20 protein-coding genes are annotated in these 21882 nt (G+C 39.4%); 5 read left to right on the top strand and 15 right to left on the bottom strand.

Annotated features, from left to right (window positions below; translation table 11 throughout):
* Positions 1 to 34 precede the first annotated feature (34 nt).
* Both ABVM50_RS14730 and ABVM50_RS14725 read left to right on the top strand, forming a co-directional pair.
* Positions 35 to 844: a ferritin-like domain-containing protein gene (locus ABVM50_RS14730; protein ID WP_405199256.1), complete on the top strand. Its 810-nt coding sequence runs from the start codon at positions 35 to 37 to the stop codon at positions 842 to 844.
* A gap of 25 nt (positions 845 to 869) precedes the next feature.
* Entirely contained in the window at positions 870 to 1742 is an 873-nt protein-coding gene (locus ABVM50_RS14725) for a ferritin-like domain-containing protein (protein ID WP_405199255.1), read from the top strand.
* Between the two features lie 347 nt (positions 1743 to 2089).
* Here the strand turns inward: ABVM50_RS14725 and ABVM50_RS14720 are convergent, their stop codons facing one another.
* The 8 genes from ABVM50_RS14720 to ABVM50_RS14685 form a co-directional block, all read right to left on the bottom strand.
* On the bottom strand, positions 2090 to 3364 hold the full coding sequence (locus ABVM50_RS14720; RefSeq protein WP_405199254.1) for an adenylosuccinate synthase: 1275 nt from the start codon (positions 3362 to 3364) through the stop codon (positions 2090 to 2092).
* A gap of 12 nt (positions 3365 to 3376) precedes the next feature.
* Complete coding sequence (locus tag ABVM50_RS14715) at positions 3377 to 3832, bottom strand: Fur family transcriptional regulator (RefSeq protein WP_141878269.1); 456 nt, start codon at positions 3830 to 3832, stop codon at positions 3377 to 3379.
* 23 nt (positions 3833 to 3855) lie between these two features.
* Positions 3856 to 6066 (bottom strand): RelA/SpoT family protein, encoded by a 2211-nt coding sequence (locus tag ABVM50_RS14710; protein ID WP_405199253.1) that lies wholly within the window; start codon positions 6064 to 6066, stop codon positions 3856 to 3858.
* Between the two features lie 35 nt (positions 6067 to 6101).
* A complete protein-coding gene (locus ABVM50_RS14705) occupies positions 6102 to 7340 on the bottom strand; it encodes a M48 family metallopeptidase (RefSeq protein ID WP_405199252.1) in 1239 nt (412 codons plus the stop codon).
* A gap of 10 nt (positions 7341 to 7350) precedes the next feature.
* A complete protein-coding gene (locus ABVM50_RS14700) occupies positions 7351 to 8163 on the bottom strand; it encodes a TrmH family RNA methyltransferase (RefSeq protein WP_405199251.1) in 813 nt (270 codons plus the stop codon).
* 110 nt (positions 8164 to 8273) lie between these two features.
* Positions 8274 to 9587, bottom strand: a complete 1314-nt coding sequence (locus ABVM50_RS14695) for an amidohydrolase family protein (RefSeq protein WP_405199250.1) — start codon at positions 9585 to 9587, stop codon at positions 8274 to 8276.
* A 10-nt stretch (positions 9588 to 9597) separates the two neighbouring features.
* Positions 9598 to 12576 (bottom strand): amidohydrolase family protein, encoded by a 2979-nt coding sequence (locus ABVM50_RS14690; RefSeq protein WP_405199249.1) that lies wholly within the window; start codon positions 12574 to 12576, stop codon positions 9598 to 9600.
* 84 nt (positions 12577 to 12660) lie between these two features.
* Positions 12661 to 13734, bottom strand: a complete 1074-nt coding sequence (locus ABVM50_RS14685; protein ID WP_405199248.1) for a DUF3810 domain-containing protein — start codon at positions 13732 to 13734, stop codon at positions 12661 to 12663.
* Between the two features lie 136 nt (positions 13735 to 13870).
* Between ABVM50_RS14685 and ABVM50_RS14680 the strand changes: the two genes are divergently transcribed.
* Positions 13871 to 15331: an aminoacyl-histidine dipeptidase gene (locus ABVM50_RS14680; RefSeq protein WP_405199247.1), complete on the top strand. Its 1461-nt coding sequence runs from the start codon at positions 13871 to 13873 to the stop codon at positions 15329 to 15331.
* Between the two features lie 62 nt (positions 15332 to 15393).
* Here ABVM50_RS14680 and ABVM50_RS14675 read toward each other — a convergent pair whose 3' ends face one another.
* The 3 genes from ABVM50_RS14675 to ABVM50_RS14665 are packed head-to-tail and all read right to left on the bottom strand — an operon-like array spanning position 15394 to position 18112.
* Complete coding sequence (locus ABVM50_RS14675) at positions 15394 to 16527, bottom strand: peptidylprolyl isomerase (RefSeq protein WP_405199246.1); 1134 nt, start codon at positions 16525 to 16527, stop codon at positions 15394 to 15396.
* A complete protein-coding gene (gldI, locus tag ABVM50_RS14670; RefSeq protein ID WP_405199245.1) occupies positions 16527 to 17099 on the bottom strand; it encodes a gliding motility-associated peptidyl-prolyl isomerase GldI in 573 nt (190 codons plus the stop codon). Before gldI ends, ABVM50_RS14675 begins: the two co-directional genes overlap by 1 nt.
* Positions 17096 to 18112, bottom strand: a complete 1017-nt coding sequence (locus tag ABVM50_RS14665) for a bifunctional oligoribonuclease/PAP phosphatase NrnA (protein WP_405199244.1) — start codon at positions 18110 to 18112, stop codon at positions 17096 to 17098. Before ABVM50_RS14665 ends, gldI begins: the two co-directional genes overlap by 4 nt.
* Positions 18113 to 18189: 77 nt before the next feature.
* Here ABVM50_RS14665 and ABVM50_RS14660 point away from each other — a divergent pair, with 77 nt between their 5' ends.
* Both ABVM50_RS14660 and ABVM50_RS14655 read left to right on the top strand, forming a co-directional pair.
* Complete coding sequence (locus tag ABVM50_RS14660) at positions 18190 to 19206, top strand: alkaline phosphatase D family protein (RefSeq protein WP_405199243.1); 1017 nt, start codon at positions 18190 to 18192, stop codon at positions 19204 to 19206.
* A 75-nt stretch (positions 19207 to 19281) separates the two neighbouring features.
* Positions 19282 to 19701: a nucleoside-diphosphate kinase gene (locus ABVM50_RS14655; RefSeq protein WP_141878257.1), complete on the top strand. Its 420-nt coding sequence runs from the start codon at positions 19282 to 19284 to the stop codon at positions 19699 to 19701.
* Positions 19702 to 19767: 66 nt separating this feature from the next.
* On the opposite strand, the gene ABVM50_RS14650 is transcribed toward ABVM50_RS14655, so the two are convergent.
* The 4 genes from ABVM50_RS14650 to recF are packed head-to-tail and all read right to left on the bottom strand — an operon-like array spanning position 19768 to position 21798.
* Positions 19768 to 19992, bottom strand: a complete 225-nt coding sequence (locus tag ABVM50_RS14650) for a hypothetical protein (protein ID WP_405199242.1) — start codon at positions 19990 to 19992, stop codon at positions 19768 to 19770.
* Positions 19993 to 20001: 9 nt separating this feature from the next.
* A complete protein-coding gene (locus tag ABVM50_RS14645) occupies positions 20002 to 20304 on the bottom strand; it encodes a DUF721 domain-containing protein (protein ID WP_141878255.1) in 303 nt (100 codons plus the stop codon).
* Positions 20282 to 20722: a lipocalin family protein gene (locus ABVM50_RS14640; protein WP_405199241.1), complete on the bottom strand. Its 441-nt coding sequence runs from the start codon at positions 20720 to 20722 to the stop codon at positions 20282 to 20284. Before ABVM50_RS14640 ends, ABVM50_RS14645 begins: the two co-directional genes overlap by 23 nt.
* Positions 20719 to 21798, bottom strand: coding sequence for a DNA replication/repair protein RecF (gene recF / locus ABVM50_RS14635; protein WP_405199240.1), 1080 nt, complete (start codon positions 21796 to 21798; stop codon positions 20719 to 20721). Before recF ends, ABVM50_RS14640 begins: the two co-directional genes overlap by 4 nt.
* Positions 21799 to 21882: the final 84 nt, after the last annotated feature.

The raw sequence follows: 21882 nt of genomic DNA, 5'->3' as shown, positions 1-21882 counted from the left end.
TTCGTAAGTTTCCATAGAAACTAAAATTTTAATCATGAAAAAACCCTTAGTGAAGGTAGATGTAGTTGATGCATCACCGAAAAATTCGAACAAGAATTCGCGTAGGAAGTTCATTAAATTAGGTGGTCTAGGTATAGCCGGTTCCAGCTTTTTACTGTACGGATGTAGCGATGATGATATGTTTAACCCAGGCGGAGATGTAGGAGGACCAGATCCTGTTGATCCAGTAGAACCAGTTGAGCCACCTGTAGATGCAGTTTTTGATCTAGGAAGTGGAGATTTGGGTATTCTTAATTACGCATATGCTTTAGAGCAATTGGAAGCTGCATTTTATACTGCTGTGAGAGGTGGTGACTATTACGCAGGCGCTCCGCAAGAAGAAAAAGATCTAATGGATGATCTTTACAATCACGAAGTTATACACAGAGAATTTTTTAGAACTGCTATAGCAGCAGCAACCGCAGATACTCCGGATGCAATGTTGCCAGATCTGGAATTTGATTTAAGTTCTGTTGATTTGTCTAGTAGAGATCAAGTACTTGCAACTGCAATGGCACTTGAGGATACTGGAGTTGGAGCTTACAATGGTGCTGGAGATCGTATTGCTGATCCAACTTACCTATTATTAGCTGGTAAAATTGTATCAGTTGAGGCTAGACATGCGTCTGCTATCAGATCATTACTGAATCCAAATTCTGCAGATTTCGCAGGTGATGATGTTATTACTACAGATACAGGTTTAGATCTTGCTTACGATCCAGCAGAAGTATTTGACATTGCAGGAGGATTTATTGTAACTGATTTCACAGCTAATGAGCTGCCTGAACCAATGACTGGAGCGTAATCTATTAAAATCTAAAAAAAACATTATGAGTATAATAAAATTATTAGATGAATTTTCATCTGAAAAATTAACGACGAAATCTTCTTCACGTAGGGAGATGTTCAGTACCCTAGGTTCTTTCGGAAAAAAGGCGGCAATGGCTGCAGTTCCTTTTGGATTGGCTAGTACAAAAGCTAATGCAATGTTTCAGGACAGTGGAAATCCAGCGGTAGATGCATTACAATTAGCATTAACTTTGGAATATCTAGAAGCCGAATTTTATTTAAAAGCATTGGAATCGGGTGTGCTACCTTCAGGTAGACCAGAAACGGTATATATGCAAATTTCTAAGCACGAATCGGCACACGTAGATTTCTTAGTGGCAGGGTTAGAGGGAGCTGGAGCAACTCCAGTATCTAAGCCAAACTTTGACTTTACGGCTGGTGGCGCTTTTGATCCTTTTAACGATAATGGTATTGGAGAGGCTACAGCTTATGCACAGTTACTTGCGTTAGCTCAGGCTTTTGAAGATACTGGAGTTAGAGCCTACAAAGGGCAGGCTGCAAATCTAATGGGAACTCCATTCTTAGAGCCAGCTCTTCAAATTCACTCCGTAGAAGCGCGTCATGCTTCTGAAATTAGAAGAATTCGCGGACTTGAAGGTTGGATTACTTTAAATAACAGGGGTGAAGGTATGCCGGAAGCTACTCAAGCCGTATATGATGGTGAAGAAGTAACAACTCAAGCAGGTATCGATCTTGTTGGGTACGATTACGGAGATTCTGCACTTGTTGGTGATGCAGCTGAAGCTGTTTCTCAAGCTTTTGATGAGCCAATTACAGCTGAGACCGCTACTGCTATTGCAAGTTTATTTATAGTATCAGGTGATTCAGATTCAGATTCTGACTCTGATAGCTAACTAACTCAATACTACCGAATAGAAAAAGCCCCAATTAGGGGCTTTTTTTTATGGCAAGTTCAAAGGTGCATATTCCAGATTGGTTTATTTATTCAGAAACACTTTAGCAAAATTTCAATGTTTTCTTACTTGGATCAAATCATTGAAAATTTTAATATTCAGGCTTGGAAGTAAAGCTTTGCTTTTTTTAAGCTACCCGTATTTGAACAATTAGGATAGGCGTTTGATTAGCAAATTTGTCAAATTGTACGATGTTAAAACGGAATCATTTCAATAAATTTCTTGTAGAAATAAAAAACAAAAAAAGCCCCAAAATGGGGCTTTTTAATATATAAAATTACTTGCTCTTAGCTTCTATGGATCGTCTGACTTCTGTCTGGACCTACCGATACAATGGTAATTGGTGTTTCCAGTTCTCGCTCAAGGTACTCAACGTAGTCGTTGAATTCTTTTGGAAGCGTGCTGGCATCAGTCATTTTAGTAAGATCTTCTTTCCAGCCTTTCATCTCGGTATAGACCGGCTCAAGATTTTCAGGTTCTATACTAAATGGTAGATGATCAATAGTTTCACCTTTATATTTATAGGCGGTACATACCTTCAAGGTATCAAAACCACTTAGCACATCACCTTTCATCATAATCAGCTGAGTGATCCCATTTACCTGTACTGCATATTTCAATGCAACCAGATCCAGCCATCCACATCTTCTTTTACGTCCTGTAGTGGCTCCAAATTCATTACCTATTCGTCCCATCTTTTCTCCTGTCTCATCAAAAAGTTCGGTAGGGAATGGGCCGCTACCAACTCTGGTGGTATAGGCTTTAAAAATTCCAAATGCTTCCCCGATCTCGCGTGGTGCTACTCCGAGTCCAGTACATGCACCGGCCGCAGTAGTATTGGAAGAGGTTACAAAAGGGTATGTTCCAAAATCAATATCCAGTAAAGAGCCCTGGGCACCTTCAGCAAGGATTGATTTTCCATTTTTCATAGACTTGTGAAGGTAATCTTCACTGTCAATAAAAGTAAGTTCTTTTAAGGTTTCGATCGCAGTACGGAATTCTTTTTCAAGTTCCTTAAGATCATACTGTACATCCACATCATAGAATGCGATCATCTTCTCATGCTTATCTGCAAGTGCACGATAGCGATCCTGCCAGTCTGCCATTTCCAGATCTCCTACACGTAAACCATTTCTACCGGTTTTGTCCATATAAGTTGGACCAATTCCTTTTAAAGTAGACCCAATCTTAGCTTTACCTTTTGAAGCTTCAGAAGCAGCATCAAGCAATCTATGGGTTGGAAGAATAAGGTGTGCCTTTCTGGATATTAATAGTTTAGACTTATAGTCTATCCCATGTTTGGCCAGATTGTCCAGTTCTTTCTTAAAGATTACCGGGTCTATCACAACACCGTTTCCAACAAGATTGATGCTATCATCATGAAATATTCCTGAAGGTATCGTGTGTAAAACGTGCTTTTGTCCATCAAACTCCAAAGTATGTCCTGCATTTGGACCTCCCTGGAATCTGGCAATGATATCGTATTTGGAGGTAAGTACATCGACAATTTTGCCTTTTCCTTCGTCACCCCATTGAAGACCTAGTAGTAAATCTACAGCCATGAATTCTTAAACTTAGTTGGTTGATTTTTTGTTTCCGTAGAAATACAGAGAGTGTTTATTAATTTCAATATCAAAAACTTCCTCGATCGTTTGCTTGATACTTTGTATCCTTGGATCGCAGAATTCAATAACTTCTCCTGTATCTGTAAGTATGATATGATCGTGCTGCCGGTCAAAATAGGATTTCTCGTATTGTGACTGATTCTGCCCAAACTGATGTTTTCTAACCAGTCCGCACTCCAGTAGGAGTTCGATCGTGTTGTATAGAGTTGCCCGGCTCACCCGATATTTCTTGTTCTTCATCATTATATACAAAGACTCAATATCGAAATGATCTTCAGAATTATAGATCTCCTGAAGAATAGCGAAACGTTCGGGTGTTTTCCGATGTCCCTTGTCTTCAAGATACTTCGTGAAAACGTTTTTTACGACCGCCTGATCGTTTTTATTTACGACTTTTTTGCTCATAATTGCCTTGCAAAGGTAAAAGTTTATTCACGGCTTACCTTGTCTATGCCGTTAATTTTTTTCAGTCGCTGGATGATCGTATTCAGGTTATTATTGTTCTTCACCACCAGCGTAATTCTTCCATTAAAAATACCATCTGAACTGTCAAAATTCAGGTTTTTCATATTCACACCCAGGTTACTTGAGATCTCTTTGGTGATCTCACTTACCAACCCGAGATTGTCAATTCCCTGTAGTTTAATAACCGACTGGAAGTCCTGTTGTGAACTGTCTATCCATTTCGCCTGAATGATCCTGTAGGCGTAATTAGATTGGAGTTGTAACGCATTAGGACAGTCCTTCTTATGAACCTTGATACCATCATTTACAGAAATGAATCCGAAGACGGTATCCCCCGGAATAGGATTACAGCAATTTGCTAATTTATAATCCAGTTTCTCTTCTTCCTTTCCAAACACCAGTTGGTCATACTTGGCAGTGATCTCATCCTTATTAATATCGGCTGCTACCTGTGGCTTTTTAATTTTACTTTTGAAATAGCTAACCAGAGAATTGCTGCGAGAGTTTGCAAAGTCCTTAAGCAACTGATTGTCGATCTTTCCAATACCTACGCGATAGAAAAGATCAAGACTTGTTTTCAGATTAAAGAATACAACAAGTTCGTTGATAGACTTTTCGTTGAACTGAATCTTCTGTGCTTTTAGTTTCCTGGCCAGCACAGCTTTTCCTTCTTCTGCGATCTCTTTCTTCTCATCTTTCAAGGAAGATTTGATCTTTGCCCGGGCTCTTGCCGTAGTAGCGTAATCCAGCCAGTTCACGTTGGGCTGAGCATTATCTGAAGTGATGATTTCCACCTGGTCGCCACTTTTCAATTCGTGACTCAAAGGAACCAGTTTGCTATTTACACGAGCACCTCGAGTACGCAATCCAATTTCTGTATGAATGCTGAACGCAAAGTCCAATGGTGTTGATCCCTTCGGAAGAGATTTAAGATCTCCCTGAGGTGTAAATACAAAAATCTCTTTTGAATACAGGTTAAGTTTGAACTGTTCTACGAAATCAACGGCATTTACATCTGGATTCTCAAGTGCTTCCTGAAGTCTGGTTACCCATTCTTCAAAACCTCGTTCCTCTTTATTGTCATCTCCCTGCTTATACTTATAGTGAGCAGCATATCCTTTCTCTGCGATCTCATTCATTCGTTCACTTCGAATCTGTACTTCCACCCATCTGCCTTTTGGCCCCATTACGGTAATATGCAGAGCTTCGTATCCTGTAGATTTAGGAGATGAGATCCAGTCTCTTAATCTAGTAGGATTGGGACGGAAATGATCGGTCACTATGGAATAGATCTTCCAGGCCAGGAATTTCTCCTGTGATGGTTCACTTTTATAAATGATCCTGATCGCGAACTTGTCATAGATCTCATCAAAACTAATATTCTGAGTCTGGATCTTGCGGTTGATGGAATAAATGGATTTTGGTCTCCCTTTAATACTATAGTTAAGCGATTCCTTATCCAGAGAATCTTCGATCACGCGGCTGAATGCCTTGATATAAATATCCTGATCTTCCTTACTTTCCTTGATCTTCGTTAAGATATCGTGGTACACTTCAGGATCTGTATACTTTAAACCAAGATCTTCAAGTTCTGTTTTTATGTTGTAAAGTCCGATTCTGTGTGCCAGAGGAGCGTAAATATATAAGGTTTCCGAAGCAATTTTAATCTGCTTATCAGGACGCATAGCATCCATCGTTTGCATATTATGTAAGCGGTCTGCGATCTTGATAATGATAACGCGAACATCATCGTTGAGCGTAAGCAGCATTTTACGGAAGTTTTCTGCCTGCAGCGAAACATCCTTATCTTTTTTAAGGCTGGAAATCTTGGTGAGTCCGTCTACGATCTTGGCCACGGTTTCACCAAACATTTTTTCTATGTTTAAAAGGGTGTATTCCGTGTCTTCAACCACATCATGCAAAAGTGCAGCAGCGATCGAAGTTGCATCCAGTCCAATTTCTGAAGCTACTATTTTCGCGACCGCTATTGGATGGAAAATATACGCTTCACCAGATTTTCTTCGCTGATCCTTATGTGCATCTACCGCAGTATCAAACGCCTTTCGAATGAGTTTCTTGTCATCTTCGGAAAGGGTTTGGTAGCTTATGCGTAGCAATTCCTTGTATTGCCTTGCAATTTGCTTGTTCTCTTTTTCTATCGCAGCCTCGGTCATAAGTTAAAAGTACAATTAAGATAAAAAGTAAACAACTAAATACCTGCCTTCAAATTCTGAAATCTTTGCAGTAAACTCGGGTGTGAGTAATGTACGAAAATATAGGTTTTATGAGGAGTTAAGTTGCTCAATGTATTTCCGGATAACTTTTTTAAACTACTTATCAGGTATTGTGCGTTGTAGGTTTTACTTGCATAATCATCAGCCTGGTATTCAAACTTTCTCGAAATGTAATTCATCATAAGACCGGTTACTTCTGAAATCGGACTATATAGAATTCCGAAGGCAATCAGGCCAATATGAAAACTTGGCTCGCTTACACCTAATGCTGAAGATAGTAAGGGACTACCTACAAACAAGGATAGCAGCCATAAGGTAAATCCAGTGGTAGCTATTGATGCAATTAAATTGAATACAATATGTTTCTTTTTGTAATGACCAACCTCGTGCGCCAGAACCGCAACGATCTCCTCTTCATCCAGATCATTGATTAAAGTGTCATATAGAGTAATTCTTTTTTCTGAACCAAAACCGGAGAAATATGCATTGGCTTTAGTGGAACGTTTGGAGCCATCGATCACAAAGATATTATCCAGCTGGAATCCTACTTTTGCAGCATAAGCCTCAATTTTAGTTCTCAAGCTACCTGATTCCAGAGCGGTTTGCTTGTTAAAAAGTGGAACGATCAATTTTGCATAGAACATATTCATGAGTACCGCGAAGACAGATACTACTATCCAAGCATACCACCAGAAATCTTCTCCTGCAATTTGATAGAACCAGATGATCAATGCCAAGATCCCGCCGCCTACGATCACGGTCATCAAAAGACCTTTTAATTTATCAATTACAAATGTTTTTCCACTGGTCTTATTAAATCCATATTTTTCTTCAATTACAAAGGTGCTGTACCAGGAAAAAGGTGTTGATAGCAGGTCACTACCAATGATGATGATCCCGAAGAATGTAAGAGCTATCAAAATAGGATTGCTGGAAAACTCACGTGCAATCCCATCTACCGCGGCAAAGCCTTCGAAAACCAGAAAGAGTATCGTAAGGATTACTGAAAAACCAGAGGAGAGCAGGCCGAACTGAAAACGTTCTTTTTTGTATTGCTGAGACTTTTCGTACTTCTCATCATCGTACACGTCTGCCAGTTCCGCGGGTATAGGATCATCGAAATGCTTGGCATTCAAAGTATCAAGGAGCGTGTCGAAAAGAAAATCAGCGATCACGACTCCAAGGATGATATAATAAAGAGTTTCAGCTTGCAAATTATAAAGTTTAAAGATTAAATCCCCGTTGTCTTCGTGCTTCAAAAATGAGAATGCCAGCTGCGACCGATACGTTCATACTATCGATAGCACCCTGCATAGGAATGATGATATTCTGTAGAGAATGTTCGCGCCATTCTTCGCTAAGCCCTGTGGCTTCGGTTCCAACGACGATTGCCGTGGGTCCTTTTAAATCAATTTCGTGGTAAGGTTTGGCGGCCTGTAAGATTGCTGCATAAATATTAATATTCTTATTCCGAAGAAATTCAATGATTTCTGAAGTTTCCCCGGTGGCAATCCTGTTTGTGAAAACACAACCTACACTACTTCTGATGATATTAGGATTATAGAGATCTGTTTTAGGGTTTGCAATAATGACCGCATCCACCCCAGCAGCATCTGCAGTTCTAAGGATCGCACCGATATTTCCTGGTTTTTCCGGTGCTTCAGCGACCAATATCAAAGGAGATGTTGAGCTGAAGTCCAAATCTTCCAGTTTATTATCACGGGTACGAAAAACGGCAATGACTCCTTCGGTACTACCTCTGTAAGCGATCTTTTCGTATACTTCCTGGGAAAGTTCAGTTATCTGTTCTGTGTGTTCATCGCCTTTCTTTACAAGATCAAGCACCTCCTGAAATTCAATCGTTTCAGGAACATAATATAGATGAAGCAGTTCATAGTGATGCGCTACGGCAAGACTTGTTTCCCTTAAGCCCTCAACAAGAAATGCATTTTCCTTTCGTCTAATCCTTGATTTTTCCTGCAATTGAAGCAGCCACTTCACTTCCTTGTTCTGCAGACTGGTGATCTTTTTCAACATAGCACAAAAGTAAGTAGATATTAGGCATAAAAAAAGTTGCCCGAAGAGTAGAGTGGAAGCTTCGCAGCATTTCCATTCAAGTCCTTCAGGCAACAATAAAATTAATTTTATTACTTAGATTCCTGCTCGCTGTATTTTTTGGAATAGCGTTTCCAAAGTTCAGTTTGATGTGTTTCCAGACTTAATTCCCTTCCGTCTATAAAAGCATGAGAAAGAATATTTGTACGCATGTCCAGTGCATCACCTTCAGAAATGAAAAGAGTCGCAGATTTCCCTTTTTCGAGAGTTCCGTAATCACTATCAATTCCCAGGATCTTTGCGTTATTAGCAGTAATAAGACTTAGAGCATCTTCTTTATCCATACCAAACGCAGCTACCGTTCCAGCATAGAAAGGTAGATTTCTGGTATTCATACGTTCCATTTGTCCGCTGCTTTCCAAACCAACCATAACTCCTGCATCATGCAGTAGTTTTGCCAGTTTATATCGCTGGTCGTAATCTTCATAATCATTGTCTGGAGTGCTGTGCGGTCTGTTTACCAAAACCGGGATCTCGGCATTTTTTAATTCCGAAGCGATCGCAAGTGCGTCGTAACCTCCAACAATTACTACAGAAGAAAGCTCATTTTCTTTTTTGAACTGAATAATATCAATGATTTCTTTTTCACCATTTGCATGTATAAAAACCTTCTTATCTCCGCTAAAAACTTTTTCCATAGCTAAAAATGGCAGATTTTGATCACCTCTGTCACCTTTTAGATAAGCTTTTGAGGAAGCGAAGAAATCTGATAATTTCTGAATTTCTTCGTTATACTCTTTGTTGGGTTTAAGTCCCGGGTCTTCACCTCGCCACCAGCGACCACGTCTAAAAGAATCGGGCCAGTTGATGTGCAGGCCATCATCAGCTTTTACAGCTGCATCTTCCCAGTTCCATGCATCAAATTGAACAATGGAGGAAGTTCCTGAGATTAATCCGCCTCTTGGAACCACCTGACCCAGAAGTACACCGTTGGGTCTCATGGATTCTACGATCTTACTTTCTGTATTATAGGCGATCAGACTTCTTACATTCGGAAGCATATCACCCATTTCATCCTGATCTTCCGTAGCTTTTACAGAAGCGATCTCTACTAATCCAAGCGTTGTATTTGGAGCAATAATCCCAGGATACACATGTTTTCCCGTAGCATCGATCTGTTTACCTGGATATTGTCTTTTCGTAAGATCAGCGGCAATGATCTCGGTGATCCTGCCATCCTCAAGGATGATCAGGCTATTCTCGATTACGTCACCATTTCCAATGTGAGCGGTAGCACCTACAATGCTGATCGCTTCAGCCTGTTCTGGTGCCGGGGTTTGCTGTGCAAAACTATTTCCGCAGAAAAGTAAGCTCAGCAATCCTATATATAAATTTAATTTTTTCATCTTCAGTATATTATTTTACAGCTTCTAAAAGATCACAGTGCACATGCTGCTTTTCTTTCTTTTTCACTGGTTGTGTTTTAACTCCACTGTTCTTTTCCTTCAGCATCTGGCTTACAACACTGCTTCTTTCTTTCTGAATCTCCTTACGAAGTTCCATATCTCTATCCTTGTCAAAATAAACAACTCCTTCTACCATTGTTTTCTCCGGAACCGCATAAATAGAAAGTGGATGATCATTCCATAGAACAAGATCTGCCTGTTTTCCGGTTTTTATACTTCCAACTAAATTATCTACATGTAGTAATTTGGCAGGATTGATCGTAACCATTTTCCAGGCGTCTTCTTCGCTCATTCCACCATACTTCACACTTTTAGCAGCTTCCTGGTTTAGTCTGCGACTCATTTCGGCATCATCACTATTTATAGCTACGGTGATACCAACATCGTTCATGATTGCGGCATTATAAGGAATCGCGTCGTTCACCTCGTATTTATAGGCCCACCAGTCTGAGAACGTTGAAGCTCCCACACCGTGTTCTTTCATTTTATCGGCTACTTTGTAACCTTCAAGGATGTGAGTGAAAGTGTTGATATTAAAATCGAACATTTCAGCAACATTCATCAACATATTGATCTCACTTTGGATATAGGAGTGGGAAGTGATAAAGCGTTCACCATTAAGAATCTCTACAAGAGTTTCCATTTCAAGATCTTTTCTGAAATTGTCTCCTGCAGCCTGCTTCTCTTTTTCATAAGCCTTAGCTCGACTGAAGTAATCTATAAATACCTGTTCCACACCCATTCTTGTCTGCGGAAAGCGATTCCCACTCCAGTTTGATTGTTTAACGTTTTCGCCAAGTGCAAATTTTATAAAAGGTGGTGCCTGTTCGAAGATCAATTCATCTGCAGGAGCTCCCCACTTTAATTTCAGGATCGCAGATCTACCTCCAATTGGGTTTGCAGATCCATGTAATAACTGAATGGTCGTAACACCACCAGCCAGGTTACGGTAAATATTGATATCTGTAGGATCAACTACATCTTCCATAGTCACTTCAGCAGAAGAATTATGGCCTGCTTCATTGATATCTGATGCTGCGATATGTGAATGCTCATCAATAATCCCGGCAGTAAGATGTTTACCGGTTGCATCGATAACTTTTGCTTTGCCGGCATTTAGATCTGTTCCAACCTTAACGATCTTTCCGTCTTTTACAAGTACATCGGTATTTTCCAGAACCCCTTCATCTTCGCTGGTCCATACGGTAGCATTTTTAAAAAGCACATCTTCCTGCGTTGGTCTTTCCTTAAAGCCATAAGCGACATTTGGATAGGTTACCGCGATCAACTCACGGACGTTATCCTCTTCCTTTTTCTCATCATCTTTCTTTTCTTCCTCTTCTTTAGCGTCTTTCATAGTAGCCTGAAAACGGGTTTCCTTGCCATCAGGTAGAATTGCTTTACCAGAAATATTCTTAGAATTTGTTGGAATGTTGGCTACCAATCTGATGAATTCGGTCTTAGTAGTGTCTGGAGAAGATATCAAAAGATTCATCCAGTTTTCTGAAATGCTCAATTTTGAACCAATTTTGGTCTCATCTAAGGTCACTTCAGCATTTGGCTTAGCCGGTTCTCCGGTGATCGCCAGCTTATAGGTTTTTCCGTTCAGTTTCAGATCGTATTTCCCGGTTATATCGGTAACATCCATACTATTCAGTACCTTCTTCTCTCCCTGAATCCAGTTCTCAAATAAGGTCGTTTCCTTATCAAAAAAGTCTCCGGAAGTAATCAGGAAATTTGCCCAGGCACCTTCTTTAATCGTACCAATCTTCCCTTCCTGGCCCAGTGTTCTGGCAGGAATAGTGGTAAGTGCGGCTAAAGCTGCTTCTTTGCTTAATCCAAATTCCATCGCTTTCATCAAATTAGACTTGAAGTCTTTAGCGGGATCTATATCATGCGTAGTGATCGTGAAAGGGATCTTCTGTTCTTCCAACATGGCTAAGTTTGAAGGAGCCTGATTCCATTCTCTCATTTCTTCCAGACCAAGATGCTTAGTAAGATATGGGTCTTCCACATCAAAAGCTGCAGGGAATTTTAGCGGAATTATAAACGTAGCATTGGAGCTTTTTACTTTGTCCAGTCGCTGGTATTCTTTTCCACTGCCCAAGAGTACGTATTGAATACCAAATTCGTCACCTACTTTATCTGCTCTAAATTCGTTTAGTAAATTATCTGACGCAAAGATCTGAACCAGATTCTTATTGTTATTTAAAGCTTCCAGAGCAAGGTCTTTATTCTTCGCATTCCCTTTCGCATACCAGTCGGCATCGATATAAGTTTGTCTAATAAGTGCAGTAGCGCCCATTAGCGAAGTAGGGTAGGACTGCCTTGATAGAACGCTTTTGTCAAAAGAAAGGTATTGTGCAGATCTGTCATCAAGAATTCGGTCACCTTCGCTAACTTCAGGAGTCAAAGCAACCAGCATTCCAGAGCCACGTACAATACCATCTGGAACATGAGTATTTACAGCACCAAATCCAGCTTCCAGCAATTTTTTGGCTTCATCAGCATCATATTTGAAATGTGCTACGGCGTTGGTTTCAGGGCGAATATGATCGTTCCAGTAGAAGCCTTCGCGATTAGCGTCATATTGCGGACCATTTCCACCTTCTACGCGTTTTGGTTTACCTATTCCAAAACTTGAATATAGGTCGATAAATGAAGGATATACCTCTTTTCCTGCAAGGTCAACCACGATACTGTTTTTTGGAATAGAAATATTCTTTCCAACAGCAGTTATTTTTCCATTCTGAATGGCAAACATTCCGTTTTCAATGGTTGTCTTTGGATCCACGTGAATCCTGGCATTTTTAAAGACGGTGTAATTGGTGTTTTCTGTTTTAACACCATCGTTCTTTGGGAAATAATCCTGTGCATATGCAGAGCTAACACTCAGGACTATTCCCAAAAGCAGAAATTTTAATTTCATAAAAGTGGGTAGTTTTTGGAAATATAGATTGATTAAAATTTTAAGAGCCTTAAAGTACTAAAAATAGCAGAACTGTTAATCTTCCTACAGGTCGTTTCTGGAATCTTTATAGTAATTAACGAGTAATGCCACTACATAACTGTAACTTTTCATACCTCCGGCCTGATTATTGGCGATTAAATAGCGATTATAGGTCGCAGCAAAGATTGGTTCCAATGGATTTTCATGCTCCAGCCAGAATTCCTGTACTTCCCGGTAATTCTCAATAATTCCAGGGTTCATGCTCTCCAGTAAACGGTCTCCTTCCTCTTTATCTCTTCTGAAGATTTCACTTAAACAATAACTCAAAGCAAAAGTATAGCCGGAATATCTAAAATGAGGATCTGTGTGGTTCATGGTGACCAGGCAGGCGATGAAATTTGCTTCATTTTCTTTGGCGAAACCCAATTGATGTCCTATTTCGTGGCTGGCTGTAGTGGGTATCTTGTAAGGAACAATTATGCTGTTCACCTGTGCTTCATTGGTCAAAGGATTTAGATATCCGTTAAAACCCATATAGCTTAGAGGATTACTATATATCGATCTCTTTAGTGAATTGCCTTTATAGTTTAATTCAGGATAATTCAGCGCTATATGATCGTAACCTTCTATAGTTCTTCGGAAGAGCTCATTTTTTGAGAGTTTAAATTGTACGGAAGCCGAATCATTTTCAGCTAAATGATCATGCAGTTCATTGGATCTGTTGATGAGTATTTCTGAAAGTGTTACTAATTCTTCAGTAGTATATTCATTATCAATCTCAAGAGTTTTGTGTAATGGCTGGCGATAATAATTAAAGCCCCAGAAAAGATGAAAGCAAAAATAAATGATCGACAATGCAGCAAGCGAATCGGGGATCCATTGTATCGGATTTTTAAATTTCTGACTAAATCTTCTCCATATCCATTTCAGTAGTAAGATCACCAATAATGCGTACAGAAGATCACCTAGCGAAAATGGTAGAATTCCAATGCTATATCTCAAAATACTGGAAATCACCGGGTAGATTCCGTTAGAATAATAGGTTTCAATAAAAAGAGATCCTCTATTAAGCAGGCTCAATAAAATAACCTGAACAGGTAATAGGATCGCAAGAATGAGGGTCGTTTTCTTATTCACATTTTAAAAGTACAAATAATTCATATCTGGCCTAACTTCAGCAAAGATGAAAGCGGTTAAATTATACAGAATGTCAATGAATTTTTGTTTCAGCAGCTTAAAAGGTATCTTTGAAAACAATTGAAGAATTATAGATATGAACGAAGAAATAAGAGCATTAGAACCAAAGATATTATGGAATAAATTCGCCGATCTTAATGCGGTGCCACGGCCTTCCAAAAAAGAAGAGAGGGTTATTGAATTCATCAAAAAATTTGGTAACGATCTTAACCTTAAGACCGAAGTTGATTCCGTAGGAAATGTTGTGATCTACAAACCAGCTACTACAGGTTTGGAAAACAGGAAAAAGATCGTGCTACAGGCTCACCTGGATATGGTGCATCAGAAAAATAATGATACAGACTTCGATTTTGATACACAGGGAATCGAGATGTATGTAGATGGAGACTGGGTTCGAGCTAAGGGAACTACGTTAGGAGCCGATAATGGTCTGGGCGTGGCTACTATGATGGCGATACTGGAAAGCGATTCTATAGAGCACCCTGCGATCGAAGCTTTATTTACGATAGATGAAGAAACCGGGATGACCGGTGCAAAAGGTTTAAGTCCTGATCTTCTGGAAGGTGATATTTTACTGAACCTTGATACAGAAGAGGATGACGAAATTGGTATAGGTTGTGCCGGTGGTGTGGATATCACAGCAAGCAGAACTTACAAAGTAGAAAGCACTCCAGATTCCTACCGTGCCTTTGCTATAAAGGTCAAAGGACTTATGGGTGGACATTCAGGGATGGATATCATTAAAGGACTGGCCAATGCTAATAAATTAATGAATCGCCTGCTTCTTAATACTACGGAAGAATATAAGCTTAGACTCTCATCGATTAATGGTGGAGGATTAAGAAATGCAATTCCAAGAGAAAGTGAAGCGATCATTGCTTTGCCTGAAACTGAAGAAGAAAGTTTTACAAAAGAACTAGATAAAAGGATAGCTCTAATTAAAGCTGAATTTTCTTCTCTGGAACCTAATATGAAGATCGAAATTCAAAAAGTTCCTTCTGAAGTTGAAGTTATGGATCTTGATTCTCAGAAACAGCTATTACTGTCACTTGCAGCGGCACACAACGGAGTTTATAGAATGAGTCCGGAGATCGAAGATCTTGTTGAGGCTTCAAATAATGTTGCGAAAGTTAGTGTTGAAGAAGGGAAGATCGAGATCAAATGTTTGACAAGAAGCTCTGTTGAATCCAGTCGTGATGATCTAGCTGATTCTCTAAAATCTGTCTTTGAACTGGCAGGTTTTGATGTAAAACTGTCTGGAGAATACCCTGGATGGGCTCCGAATAGTGATTCAGATATTCTAAAAACTCTGGATGAGATTTACGAGAGAATGAATGGTGAAAAAGCCAATATCGCAGCATGCCATGCAGGTCTGGAATGTGGGATCATCGGAAGCCATTATCCTGAAATGGATATGATCTCCTTTGGACCTACGATTCGTGGAGCACACTCACCAGATGAACGCGCAAGTATTAGCTCTGCCCAGAAGTACTGGAAATTTTTATTAGAGGTATTAAAGAATATTCCGGAGAACTAAAAATGTTTTCTGTAAACAAAAAATCCCCGTGCATTTGCACGGGGATTTTTTTATATCGTTGATTATTCCTGATCTTCTCCTGCAATTCCAACTACAGAGATCTTAAATACAAGATCTGAATTTGGCGGGATCGCTCTTCCATATCCTCTTTCTCCATAACCTAAATGGCTTGGGATAAAAGCAACCACTTCATCACCTACCTGCATTTGCTGAATAGCTTCCTTGAATCCTGGGATCATCGGGGCATCTGGTCCATAAACTACATCCATTGGCTGGTAACCCATAGCCTGGTCTCTTCTATGGTCGTAAATACCAAATTCCTCGGCAAGTTCTTTTTTGTTAGTGTCAAAGATCTTCCCGTCTGCGAAGTAACCTTCATAATTCACTTTTACTGTTTGTCCCTGTTTAGGCTGAGTTCCTTCACCTTCAGTAACAAAATGTAATTTTAATCCGCTTTCTAAAGAATCTGCTTTTGCTTCCAGGGCAGCGAACTCTTCAACTCTTTTGGATCTTACGTCCTGTAGCTCTTTTTCTTTAGCTTCATTTTCAGCTTCAAGATCTGCAAGTTCCTGTTCAAAAACTTTAGGAGCTTCGAAATTCTTAGCAGCTTTTCCCTTTCTAATGATGTTTACCTCATTCATGGTAACCTCTTTTACAGGGCGGTCTCTAGGACCAGTTTCGGTCTTTCCAATCGCTTCAACAACATCCATACCTTTTACCACTTTTCCGAAGACCGTATGCTTGCCATCAAGCTGCATTACCGGTTCCAAAGTGATAAAAAACTGACTCCCATTGGTTCCAGGACCTGCATTGGCCATAGATAAAACACCTTTTTCATCATGACTTAAAGAATCCTTGAATTCATCAGGGAATTTATAACCCGGTCCACCGCTACCGGTTCCCATAGGATCACCACCCTGGATCATGAATCCATCAATCACACGGTGAAATACAATACCGTCGTAATATTTTTTACCCTTAAATGTACTGTCTACCATGGTGCTGCTTCCTTCTGAAAGGGTTACGAAATTAGCAACGGTCATAGGAGTTTCCTCGTGATAAAGCTCAGCGATGATCGGCCCCATAGAGGTGTTAAACTCAACATACATACCGTCTTCAAGTTCCGGGTATTCTTCTTTACATGAAAATAAGCTAATCGCAACAGCGAAAAGCACAAATAAACTTTTTGTCCTCATTATTGTTCTTTGGTTTCTGTGTTTGATTGTTCTTCTTCCTTTATAGAGTGTAAGGTCACTTTAGCGCTAATAGGTTTATTGCTTCCAATACGTTCCTGATCTCCGTAATAACCAAATGCTTTGTGGGACGGGAATAGGAATGTGACCGTTTCGCCTTGTTTCATCAATTTAAGACCCTGGCGAAGTCCGGTAAATAATTTTTCACGATCTATAGCATATTCCCGTGTAGGTTTGTCACCCTCAGCATAAATAGATTCACCTTCAATTGTAGAGATACTATAATCGAAAGTTACAATATCACCAAATTCGGGCGTTTCAGTATTGAGGCTGTCCAGTGTCTTGTTATTGTAGTAATACCAGAAACCATCTGCTGAGGTTATATATTCCGTACTGGTATTTTCTCCCATTACCTGTTTGATATAATCCTCTTCCTGTGCGATCATTTCCCTGTTCTTTTCTACAGATTGATCGATATACGAACCACTGCTTTGGGAAACCGGATAACGTGCTTCCGGGGATTTACAGGAAACTACGGCAATTGCCATAACTATTAGAAATAGAAACTTTTTCATTGGATTAATTCTTGCTCATATTCAGGTAGGATCTTATTAAATTTTACGATCGTATCATTCATGGAAAGATCACTTTTTCCTCCGGCCGCATTTATATGTCCGCCACCTTCAAAATGTGCCCGCGCAAACTTGTTCACATTGAAAGTTCCTTTAGACCTGAAACTAATTTTTATGATCTTCTCACTCTCATTCTCAATAAAAATGACTGCAAATTTAATTCCATCCAGACTTAAACCATAATTTACAAAACCTTCAGTATCACCTTTCTTAAAATTATGTCGGTCCAACTCTTCCTGTGTAAGGCTGATGTAAGCGGTATTAAATTCTGAAATCACTTTTAAATTCTGAAGTGCGGTTCCAAGCAGTTGTAGTTTATTTCCAGAATTGGTATCGTAGATATTATTATGAATCTCAGAGTTTTTCGCTCCCTTGTCCATCAGGTCTGCGATAACACGATGTGTATCACTGGAAGTAGAGCTAAATCTGAAACTTCCGGTATCTGTCATGATTCCGGTGTATAAACAGGTGGCAATTTCAGGAGTAATCTGTTTGCCAGCACGTAGCTTTTCTATAAATTTATGTACCATCTCGCAGGTAGAACTCATCGTGGAATCACTATAAGTATAATGAGCGTAATCTGAAGGTTCCTGGTGGTGATCTATCATAACGAAAACAGCATCGGAAGCTTTAAGGGATTCCACCATTCCGCCGCATCGGGATAGGTCATTAAAGTCAAGTGTAAAAACGATCTGAGCTTCAGCGATCAATTGATCTGAAACTTCTTTTTGCTGCTCGTAAATATAAACTTCCTCACTACCTGGAAGCCACTTTAAAAAATGTGGATAATCGTTGGGAGCGATAACATTCGCTTTATGACCTTTATCTCTTAAAAAATGCATTAATCCTAGCGTAGAGCCTATCGCATCACCATCGGGTCCTTTGTGCGGAACGATCACGATATTATCTGCCTTTGCCAGTTCTGCCGTGATTTCGAGTATTCTTGTGTCTATCATAATCGAGGTTAAATATACAATATAATAACACTATAGAAACAGTGGAAGCCTTAAATTTGAGCTTGCAAATTACTACCATGAAACAAAGATTTCTAATATTCCTATTTATATTCAGCCTTGTGTCCTGCGGGTCTACCGAAGATATCAAGCCGGAGAAGGAACCAGATTATATCATTGCTTTTGGAAGCTGTAACCGGGAAGATGCACCTCAGCCCTTATGGAATGAAATTCTTAAAAATGAACCCGATGTCTTTTTATGGGGAGGCGATAATGTATATGCAGATACAGATGTTCCTGAAGTTTTAGGCGAGGCTTATGCTGTTCAGAAAAGTAATGAAGGATATCAAAAGTTACTTAGCAGCATACCAGTTTATGGGGTTTGGGATGATCACGATTACGGCCAGAACGATGGAGGCAAGGATTATAAAATTAAAGATGAAAGTCAGCAATATTTCCTTGACTTCATGGGTGTTGCGAAAAATGATCCAAGAAGAGACCGGGAGGGTATCTATAGTTCAGAGATTCTGGAGACCCCCACAGGTTCAATTAAGGTGATCATGTTGGATACCCGTTATTTTCGAGATGATCTGCTTAGGAACAGTGATGCTAATAGACGCTATGAGCCTTCCAGTGGGACCATTCTTGGCGAACAGCAATGGAGCTGGTTACAAAATGAACTTGAAACTTCAAATGCGCAGTTTAATATTATTCTTTCCAGTATCCAGATACTTTCAGACGAGCACGGATTTGAAACCTGGGGTAATTTCCCTTCGGAAGCACAAAAATTAAAAGATCTTATTGTTGCTTCGGAAGCAAAAAATGTCATCCTGTTAAGTGGAGACCGCCATATCTCTGAATTTTCCGAAGAAAGAATCAAGGGTCTTAGCTATCCTCTGGTAGATTTTACAAGTAGCGGACTCACCCATACCTATGAAGCTTTTGACGGTGAGCCAAATGAGCATAGAGTAGGAGAGGTAGTGAGCAAAAAGAGTTTTGGGTTATTGAAATTCGACTTTGAGAATTCTAGAGTAAGCATGGAAATGCGCGGACTTAATAACCGTAAGCAGCAGGATTATATCGTTGAATTCCAGTAAGTCAACATATTGGAAGAAAGCACTTGTTTATGCCCATAAATAATTTATTTTTGCACCAAATTTAAAAACCAGATAATGGCAGATAATAGAACATTCACCATGATTAAGCCAGATGCAGTTGAAAACGGGCATATTGGTGGAATATTAGATCAAATCACCGCTTCAGGATTTAGAATCGTAGCGATGAAACTTACTCACATGACCAAGAGAGATGCTGAAACTTTTTATGCTGTGCATAATGAGCGTCCATTTTTCGGAGAATTGGTTGAATTCATGACTCGCGGACCTATTGTTGCTGCGATCCTTGAGAAAGACAATGCTGTTGAAGATTTCAGAACATTGATTGGTGCTACAAATCCAGAAGATGCTGCTGAAGGAACTATCAGAAAAAAATATGCTACCAGTATTGGTGAGAACGCTGTTCACGGAAGTGATAGCGACGAGAATGCACAAATTGAAGGTGCTTTCCATTTTGCAGGTAGAGAGATGTTCTAATTAGAGCTTATCAAATAAAGAAAAACCCGGACTGAAAAGTCCGGGTTTTTTTATTTTATCAAGTTACTAAATTTCAATTGGTTTCGTAAACCAGGACCATTTAAAAATATAGCTATCACCTTCCTTCGCAGGGTGTAGCCGTGGAGAAATACTTACCGTGATAAGAGCTGTGATTAACGTATTCGCTATGCCATCCAGCTCAAAGAAATACTTTAGAATTTCATTGATCGCCATCATAAGTCCGGTAAAAACCAGTAAAAAGGCTAGAAAATATTTCAGTCTCTTATTCATATTTTTAAATTAACGTAAAACCAGCTTTTTCACTAATTCCTGGTTCATCTCCTCGTTGAGGTTTCTAATGATCTTTTCCTTCCCGTAACTTAATTCCTCTCTAAGTACAGAAGAACTCAATTGCACGAACAGCGTGTCATGCTTCAGTTTAAGTCCGGTTGTGTATTTCGCAATTGCAGGCCCCATCTGGTTGTTCCATACTTCCCGTATCTGTACCTGGTTTAGTCCCTTTGTGTCAAGCTTGTTTTCGCCTACAAAACTTTTCAGCAGATCACCGAGGACCATTTCCTCATTCTTCCGTCTCTTCTTCATCTGTGCTAATTAAAGGTTCGTATTTTTTATAATAATATTTTTTATCATCGCGATTTTTGATGACTAGTTCATCTTCCGTAGCTACCAAAACCGTTTCCTGCCATTCATCGAAAGCTGTACTATAATATAGGTTCAAAGCATCATCTTCGATCTTCGCGGTAATTTTTTCTGAATCATTTGAAGCTTCTATATAACCACCATCGATCTTTGGCTGAAGTTTCTTTCGAAAACCAACACTATCCTTGATCTCTATATAATCAATGTACTGACTTAAACTATATTCTACCACAGAATCATTCTCAACTTCCACTTTCTCGATCGTCCAGTATCCAGTGAGATTTTGCAATTGTTCGTTGGGATCTGTTTTCGTACAGGAGGTGAGAACGATAGCGACTAATAAGTATAAAGCTTTTTTCAAAGTTTGAAAATTTTATATGATTGATTACTGCCTTTCACAACCTTCTCGGTTCTATCTGCGTGAGTATCACTAAGAAAGATCTGTCCAAGTTCATTGGTAGCTACTAATGCTACGATATGAGCCACCCTGTTTTCATCAAGTTTGTCAAAGATATCATCCAGCAGGAGAATAGGGTTCACCTGGCTAATTTTTTTTATAAAATCAAACTGTGCCAGTTTTAAAGCGATCAGAAAGCTCTTTTGCTGTCCCTGAGAGCCGAACTTTTTGATAGGGTGACCCTCGATTTCAAAACTAAGGTCATCTTTATGGGTTCCCACAGAGGTGTATTGTAAAGCCATATCCTTCTGAAGATTTTCTTCCAGCAGTGATGATAAAGACTTTTTAGATAGCTGACTTCTATAATTAATATCTACGATCTCTTTATTATTAGTAATATCAGCATAACGTTTATTGAAGATCGGAATAAACTCTTTTAGGAAGCTTTTTCGTTTTTCGAATAGATCCTGTCCAAGGTTACTAATTTGGTGGTTGTAAACTTCCAGGGTATCACGGTCAAAAGTAGAATTGGCAGCAAAATATTTTAATAAGGAATTTCGCTGTGAGATCTGTTTCGTATAATTTAATAAGGATTGGAGATAGGATTGATCGCTTTGAGAAATAACTCCGTCCATGAACTTTCTCCTTGTTTCTGAACCTTCAATAATAAGGTCCCGATCTGCAGGGGAAATGATCACGGTAGGAATAAATCCTATATGATCACTCACTTTATCGTAAGTTTTGTTGTTCCGTTTGATGACCTTTTTCTGTCCTTTCTTGGCGCTAACCAGGATCTTTTCAGCTTTATCATTTTTTTCAAATTCTCCATCCACGACGAAAAATTCAGCTTCATGATTGATATTTTGAGAAGTAATTGGGTTAAAATAGCTTTTTCCGAAGGAGAGATGATAAATACTGTCCAGAACGTTAGTTTTTCCAACGCCGTTATTACCAACCAGGCAATTGATCTTATTGTCAAAAGTAAATTCAGCCGTCTTTTGATTCTTGTAATTGAGAAGGCTAAGATTTTTTAGGTGCATAAATGGCTGTTTTTCAGCAAGAGATATGATAAATGAAGAGATATTTTGAAAGCTGCAAAAGGACTTCAAATTATTCAAAAAATA

Origin of the sequence: Christiangramia sp. LLG6405-1 (assembly GCF_045055805.1) — a bacterium.
Lineage (GTDB): Bacteria > Bacteroidota > Bacteroidia > Flavobacteriales > Flavobacteriaceae > Christiangramia.
The sequence above is the reverse complement of the archived record's forward strand: the minus strand, read 5'-3'. Positions and strand labels throughout refer to the sequence as shown.

Bases quoted from the DNA above. Each gene is read 5' to 3' on its own strand.
- ABVM50_RS14730 (WP_405199256.1), top strand. From the start codon at position 35: ATGAAAAAACCCTTAGTGAAGGTAGATGTAGTTGATGCATCACCGAAA.
- ABVM50_RS14725 (WP_405199255.1), top strand. From the start codon at position 870: ATGAGTATAATAAAATTATTAGATGAATTTTCATCTGAAAAATTAACG.
- ABVM50_RS14720 (WP_405199254.1), bottom strand. From the start codon at position 3,364: ATGGCTGTAGATTTACTACTAGGTCTTCAATGGGGTGACGAAGGAAAA.
- ABVM50_RS14715 (WP_141878269.1), bottom strand. From the start codon at position 3,832: ATGAGCAAAAAAGTCGTAAATAAAAACGATCAGGCGGTCGTAAAAAAC.
- ABVM50_RS14710 (WP_405199253.1), bottom strand. From the start codon at position 6,066: ATGACCGAGGCTGCGATAGAAAAAGAGAACAAGCAAATTGCAAGGCAA.
- ABVM50_RS14700 (WP_405199251.1), bottom strand. From the start codon at position 8,163: ATGTTGAAAAAGATCACCAGTCTGCAGAACAAGGAAGTGAAGTGGCTG.
- ABVM50_RS14695 (WP_405199250.1), bottom strand. From the start codon at position 9,587: ATGAAAAAATTAAATTTATATATAGGATTGCTGAGCTTACTTTTCTGC.
- ABVM50_RS14690 (WP_405199249.1), bottom strand. From the start codon at position 12,576: ATGAAATTAAAATTTCTGCTTTTGGGAATAGTCCTGAGTGTTAGCTCT.
- ABVM50_RS14680 (WP_405199247.1), top strand. From the start codon at position 13,871: ATGAACGAAGAAATAAGAGCATTAGAACCAAAGATATTATGGAATAAA.
- ABVM50_RS14675 (WP_405199246.1), bottom strand. From the start codon at position 16,527: ATGAGGACAAAAAGTTTATTTGTGCTTTTCGCTGTTGCGATTAGCTTA.
- gldI (WP_405199245.1), bottom strand. From the start codon at position 17,099: ATGAAAAAGTTTCTATTTCTAATAGTTATGGCAATTGCCGTAGTTTCC.
- ABVM50_RS14665 (WP_405199244.1), bottom strand. From the start codon at position 18,112: ATGATAGACACAAGAATACTCGAAATCACGGCAGAACTGGCAAAGGCA.
- ABVM50_RS14660 (WP_405199243.1), top strand. From the start codon at position 18,190: ATGAAACAAAGATTTCTAATATTCCTATTTATATTCAGCCTTGTGTCC.
- ABVM50_RS14655 (WP_141878257.1), top strand. From the start codon at position 19,282: ATGGCAGATAATAGAACATTCACCATGATTAAGCCAGATGCAGTTGAA.
- ABVM50_RS14650 (WP_405199242.1), bottom strand. From the start codon at position 19,992: ATGAATAAGAGACTGAAATATTTTCTAGCCTTTTTACTGGTTTTTACC.
- ABVM50_RS14645 (WP_141878255.1), bottom strand. From the start codon at position 20,304: ATGAAGAAGAGACGGAAGAATGAGGAAATGGTCCTCGGTGATCTGCTG.
- recF (WP_405199240.1), bottom strand. From the start codon at position 21,798: ATGCACCTAAAAAATCTTAGCCTTCTCAATTACAAGAATCAAAAGACG.